5 protein-coding genes are annotated in these 5699 nt (G+C 43.3%); all 5 read right to left on the bottom strand.

The window, feature by feature from the left end:
- Nucleotides 1–72 precede the first annotated feature (72 nt).
- The 5 genes from RWS39_RS09020 to trmFO all read right to left on the bottom strand — a co-directional run bounded on the left by RWS39_RS09020 (nucleotide 73) and on the right by trmFO (nucleotide 5670).
- Nucleotides 73–1041 (bottom strand): thiamine pyrophosphate-dependent dehydrogenase E1 component subunit alpha, encoded by a 969-nt coding sequence (locus RWS39_RS09020; RefSeq protein WP_314482738.1) that lies wholly within the window; start codon nucleotides 1039–1041, stop codon nucleotides 73–75.
- Between the two features lie 393 nt (nucleotides 1042–1434).
- Nucleotides 1435–2601: an ATP-grasp domain-containing protein gene (locus RWS39_RS09015; protein WP_314482735.1), complete on the bottom strand. Its 1167-nt coding sequence runs from the start codon at nucleotides 2599–2601 to the stop codon at nucleotides 1435–1437.
- A 27-nt stretch (nucleotides 2602–2628) separates the two neighbouring features.
- Complete coding sequence (locus tag RWS39_RS09010; protein WP_005591929.1) at nucleotides 2629–3369, bottom strand: esterase family protein; 741 nt, start codon at nucleotides 3367–3369, stop codon at nucleotides 2629–2631.
- A 26-nt stretch (nucleotides 3370–3395) separates the two neighbouring features.
- Complete coding sequence (locus RWS39_RS09005) at nucleotides 3396–4220, bottom strand: alpha/beta hydrolase (protein WP_314482731.1); 825 nt, start codon at nucleotides 4218–4220, stop codon at nucleotides 3396–3398.
- 115 nt (nucleotides 4221–4335) lie between these two features.
- The gene (gene trmFO / locus RWS39_RS09000; protein ID WP_314482741.1) at nucleotides 4336–5670 is read right to left on the bottom strand and encodes a methylenetetrahydrofolate--tRNA-(uracil(54)-C(5))-methyltransferase (FADH(2)-oxidizing) TrmFO; all 1335 of its coding nucleotides are present in this window, start codon (nucleotides 5668–5670) and stop codon (nucleotides 4336–4338) included.
- Between the last annotated feature and the right edge of the window lie 29 nt (nucleotides 5671–5699).

The raw sequence follows: 5699 nt of genomic DNA, 5'->3' as shown, positions 1-5699 counted from the left end.
CAGACATAGCGAGGATAATGGTGTCACGAAATGACATAGTTTTAGTTTCCATTTTCTTTTTTTCTCCTCTCTTTAGTCTGCGTAAATATCTTCAAAAGCAGATTCAAGCGGTGGGAATGGGCTTTCTTCTGCGAACTTGACAGATGCTTCTACTGCTTCTTTGACTCCAGCTTGGATTGCTTCCAGCTCTTCCTCGCTTGCAATCTTGTTTTCCAGCAAGTAGTTACGAAAATTTTCTATTGGATCCTTCTTCTTCCATTCTTCCACTTCTTCACGAGTACGGTATTTACCTGGGTCAGAAGACGAGTGTCCCAACCAACGATAAGTCACACTCTCAATCAAGACAGGTCCTTTACCACTGCGAACGTGCTCGACAGCCTTTTGGAAGCCTTCATAGACATCGAGAACATTATTTCCATCTTCTATGAACATGCCTGGAATGCCATAGGCTGCACTGCGCTGGTGAATATGGTCAACATTGGTCATTTTCTTAATATCAGCAGAAATACCATAGCCGTTATTGATACAGTAGAAAATCACAGGGAGGTTCCAGATGGAAGCCATGTTAACCGCTTCGTGGAAGACACCTTCGTTTGTAGCACCGTCACCAAAGAAGCAGACAACAATCTTGCCTGTCTTCTGCATTTGCTGGGTCAGAGCTGCTCCGACAGCGATTCCCATGCCGCCACCTACGATACCATTGGCACCAAGGTTTCCAGCATCCAGATCGGCAATATGCATAGAGCCACCTTTTCCTTTACAAGTACCATTGTACTTACCAAGGATTTCAGCCATCATACCATTCAGGTCAATGCCTTTGGCAATAGCTTGCCCGTGGCCACGGTGATTAGAAGTGATTAAATCATCCGGATTCAAAGCTAACATTGCACCTACGTTTGCTGCTTCCTCACCAACTGAAAAGTGAGTCATGCCTGGAACTTTTCCTTTTTTTACAAGTTGCGCAATTTTCAAGTCCATGCGACGGATCTCTTCCATTTTACGGAACATCTCTAGTAAGAGAGATTTATCTAAGGTTGCCATTTCTTTGCCTTTCTAAAACCCCATTCAATCGTATGTACAGGCAGCTGCAACTATTTAAGTTGTACTAGGATATTATGAATATCCCGAGAGTTCTAACTGTCCTATCATTCCGAATAATACAGGGTATAAGCATTATTTATTTCCCCTCTATTCTAGCGAATATTGAAAGCACTGTCAAAGTTTTTGCTCAAATTTTTTCACAAAGAAAAATCAGCATATTGCATGGATACGCTGATTGATAAATCAAAAATAAATATTTCACAAACTATCATTCTTAGATTTTTTTGGATGGTTCAATAGATTCAAAACTATGTTCTCATTCTATTTCCGCAACACTATTATATATGCTGAGTGGATGTTCACCGCTGTAAGGAAACTATTTACTATAAAAGATCATTCTGCTTTCTTTCCAAAGTCCGCAATCATCTCTTCCATCTGTTCCCGACTTGGAGTGGTCAGCATGTAGAGGTAGTCTCCTTGCAACTCTGCGAAGGCTGCTGGCATGTCTTTTTTGACTTTAAAGTTATCTCGATATTTCTCTAGCAACTCCGCCTCTGAGTAAGCATAATGTGAGCTTGCGCGACGAGATGTTGCCAAGCAGAATAACGGCTCCAGGTCTGACTCAGGGAAAGGTTCACCCACCACAATATTCGCGTATCCACGATAGAGATCAATCGAATGAGCATAGTTATAAACATCGATGGTAAAACCACCTGCTGGACGATTATTGTATTCGATAGCTATATAATCATCGTCTTTGCGGAAAAATTCGATATGGAAAAAGCGCTCTTTCATGCCAAATGCTTGGACGATGGCTTCTCCATAAGCACGAAGTTTTGGATCCATCTCCTTGAGGACATAGTAAGAATTATCCATTTTATAAAGCATGAGGTCTAGCGGTGTGTAAGCGTAGTCAAAAGTCGTTGAAAAGACAATATTTCCCTTAGAATCAATCAGGCCATCAAATGTACAGATCTCACTAGAAGTCACAAATTTTTCAAAGAAATAGACAGTCTCCTGATCCCATTCTTCTTTAAAATGCTCGACATCCGCAGCTGTCTCAATCTTAAACGTGGCTGCAGCTCCTACCCCATTGTCTGGCTTGGCAATCAGAGGCAGACCGATTTTTTTGACAGCTTGATCCACATCCGATAGTTTTTTAACAAGCTGACCTGGAACGACTGGCACGCCAGCTTTCTGGAAGAGTTTCTTCATTTCAGACTTGAATTTGGTCTTTTTCAGGTCATTTGGCTTAGCCCCAAAAACGTTAAATTGTTCCCGCAATTGGGCATCTTGCTCCAGCCAGTATTCATTGTGGGATTCGATGCGGTCAATCGGTCCATGTTTGTAGTAAAGGAAGGCTACCGCACGTTTCACTTCGTCCAGATTTTCCAAATTGTCAACACGAAAATACTCAGTCAAGGCGTGCTGAAGTCCTGGACCTAACTGCTCATAGGGCTCCTGTCCGATACCAAACACTGTAATGCCCTTGTTAGCCAGCTCAATCGTAAACTGCTGGAAATTTTCTGGATAATAAGGTGAAATAACAATATAATTCATAGTAAGACTTCCTTTCTACTTAACATTTTAAAGATTTAACTGGCTCAAGAAATAAGGCATCTGCTTGCGCCACCAAATCCAATCATGGGACACATCATGACCCCATTCAGCAAACCAAGCTGGAATATTTTTGTGCTCGCAGGCTTCTTTCAGTGTATAGAATGAAGGAAGACCATCCTGCTCCCAGTCGCCCAAACCGGTACAAACAATAATATCAGCCTGTCGATAGCGGTCAATAAACCAACCATCATTTTGGTTCCAGATATAGTCAGCTGGCGAGTTTTGATAAATGACTTCGTCATTCAAATTGTCACCAACAAAGAAACGTGCATCATAGACACCACTGAGGGCGATTACTTTATTGAAAACATCTGGATGTTGGAGGAAGAAATTGACGGCATGATAAGCACCCATAGAGCAGCCTGTCGTCATCATTGGGTCAAACCAGCCTGTCTTGTGTTTGATAAAGGGTATCGCCTCTTCAATAACATAACGCTCATAAGCACGGTGCATCTCAGCACGGTCATGGGGATGTTTCCAGTCCGCCAGCCAGCTTTCGCTATCTACGCTGCTCAAGGTGAAAAATTGTACCTTCCCTGTCTCGATGAACCAAGAGCAGGCTTCAATCATGCCGAAGTCAGCATATTCATTGTGAGAACCGCCTGACGAAGCAAAGACTACCACTGGAATGCCAGCATGACCGTAACGATTGACATACATTTCACGGTTCAAATGACCGCTCCAATGACTTAAAAATTCTACATGCATTTCTTTTCTCCTTTTTGCTTCTTTTTCTACCACTTTTCACTGATAAAGCGGAAACAGTCGGGCAGATTTTCCGCCCAGTCCACTTCATTGTGAATCGCTCCTGACTGGATTTTGATGTGGAGATTGTCCAGCTCCACACCAGCAGCAATCAGCTGACGGTAATAACTGAGCGAAGAATCAATGTAGGCTTGTTTGATATTGCCTGCCATGAGAGTCTTGTCAGTATCATCTGCTTCCTCTGTTCCAACATAGATGAAAACTCGCTGGTCAGAATGCAACTTCTGGCGTTCTATATAGCGGTCAAAGGCTTCCTGATGGAGCCAGTTGGCTGATGAAAAAACGCCCAGACAGCCGACCTGATCCTGATATTCAATCCCGATAAACTGGGTAATATTGCCACCCAATGAAGAACCAACCATAGCTGTATGCTGGCGATCAGCCTTCGTCCGATAGTTTTCGTCAATAAAAGGTTTGACGACATCCATGACGAACTCAGCGTACTCTGTTCCCTTACCGCCAAATTGCATGCCAGGAATATTGGATTCTTGGAACTTCCAAGCTGAATATTCATTCATCCGACGCGGTCCATCATTGTCAATGGCCACGACTATCATTTTTTCAATATCGGGATTGCGCTTGATTGTCGGAATCACTTTCCAAGAATGCCCACTGAAAGACTCCTTGCTATAGAGGACATTTTGTCCATCGTGAAAATAGACGACAGGATAGGTCTTTTTAGTATCTTGTTCATAATTTTTAGGAAGCAGCACTCGCACGCGCCGCTTTTGTTTGGTGTAAGGAACCACCAACTCATGAGTTTTCATATCAAGATAGAAATAGGATTTATTCATTTTCAGAAAACTTTCTATTTTCAAAATTTTTATTTATTATAACACAAATTAAGCAAAAAAGTTAGGAAATTCCTAACTTTTTAATGATTTTTATTAGATAATGGTAGAAAATAGATTATTTATCCAGATAAGCCTGTAAATCCTGCAAGGCCCGCTCAGCAATCTTCTCATAGCGCTCTTTCTTATCTCGAATCCGAGGGTCTTCTAGCTCCTTGATGATCCCAAAATTGACATTCATGGGTTGGAAATGCTTGCTGTCCGCATGGGTAACATAATGAGGCAGACTGCCGATTGCCGTTGTTTCTGGAAAAACGAGTGCTTCTTCTCCTTTGAAGAGTCGAGCGGCATTGATACCAGCAACCAGACCAGAAGCTGCAGACTCAACATAGCCTTCGACGCCAGTCATTTGACCTGCAAAGAAAAGATTGGGCTGTTTCTTAGAGCGGAAAGTCTGCTCCAGCAGGTTCGGAGAGTCCATGTAAGAGTTACGGTGCATGACACCGTAGCGGACAAATTCTGCATTTTCAAGACCAGGAATCATCTGAAAAACCCGCTTTTGCTCGCCCCACTTGAGATGAGTTTGGAAGCCGACAATATTGTAGAGACTGCCTGCTGCATTGTCCTGACGAAGCTGCACTACAGCATATGGCGTCTTAAACTCTCCGTCACGAGGGCCTTGGTAGTCATCTGGGTATTCCAAACCAACTGGCTTCATCGGGCCATAAAGCATGGTTTTAATGCCTCGCTTGGCCATAACCTCAATAGGCATACAGCCTTCAAAGTATTTTTCTTTTTCAAAGGAATTGAGCGGTGCTTCCTCCGCATTGACCAAAGCCTCATGGAAATCCATAAATTCTTGCTTGGTCATAGGCGCGTTGAGATAGGCTGCTTCGCCCTTGTCATAGCGGGATTTGAGATAGACCTTGGTCATATCAATGGTATTGACATCGATAATAGGCGCTGCTGCGTCGTAGAAATAAAAACCGTCGCCTCCATTGAGCGCGTGGATTTTTTCTGCCAAAGCATCGCTGGTCAGCGGTCCTGTCGCAATGACTGTAATGGCATCTTCTGGAATTTCAATGATTTCCTCACGAGTAACTTCAATCAATGGATGATTGGTCACTTGCTCCGTTACTAGCTGCGAAAAGCCTTCTCTATCAACTGCTAGAGCACCACCCGCTGGCACTCGAGTCGCTTCTGCTGAATTTAAGATGACTGAGTCCAACCGTCTCATTTCTTCTTTGAGTAGACCAACTGCATTGGTCAAGGCATCTCCTCGCAGGGAGTTAGAGCAGACCAGTTCTGCAAAGTTCGCAGTTTTGTGTTGAGGCGTTGATTTGACACCCCGCATTTCATAGAGTTTGACTGGAATTCCACGCTTAGCAATCTGGTAAGCTGCTTCGCTGCCAGCCAGACCAGCTCCGATAACATTGATATAAGATTGAGACACGACACTAATACCTCTTTGGGTGGAACCTA

It is taken from the genome of Streptococcus cristatus, assembly GCF_963529205.1.
In the GTDB taxonomy this organism is placed as follows: Bacteria; Bacillota; Bacilli; order Lactobacillales; family Streptococcaceae; genus Streptococcus; species Streptococcus cristatus_O.
This window is presented reverse-complemented; position numbering and strand designations above follow the sequence as displayed.

What these genes read in the sequence shown, in the direction of transcription:
- RWS39_RS09020 (WP_314482738.1), bottom strand. Translation starts at nt 1,041, where the DNA reads ATGGCAACCTTAGATAAATCTCTCTTACTAGAGATGTTCCGTAAAATG.
- RWS39_RS09015 (WP_314482735.1), bottom strand. Translation starts at nt 2,601, where the DNA reads ATGAATTATATTGTTATTTCACCTTATTATCCAGAAAATTTCCAGCAG.
- RWS39_RS09010 (WP_005591929.1), bottom strand. Translation starts at nt 3,369, where the DNA reads ATGCATGTAGAATTTTTAAGTCATTGGAGCGGTCATTTGAACCGTGAA.
- RWS39_RS09005 (WP_314482731.1), bottom strand. Translation starts at nt 4,220, where the DNA reads ATGAATAAATCCTATTTCTATCTTGATATGAAAACTCATGAGTTGGTG.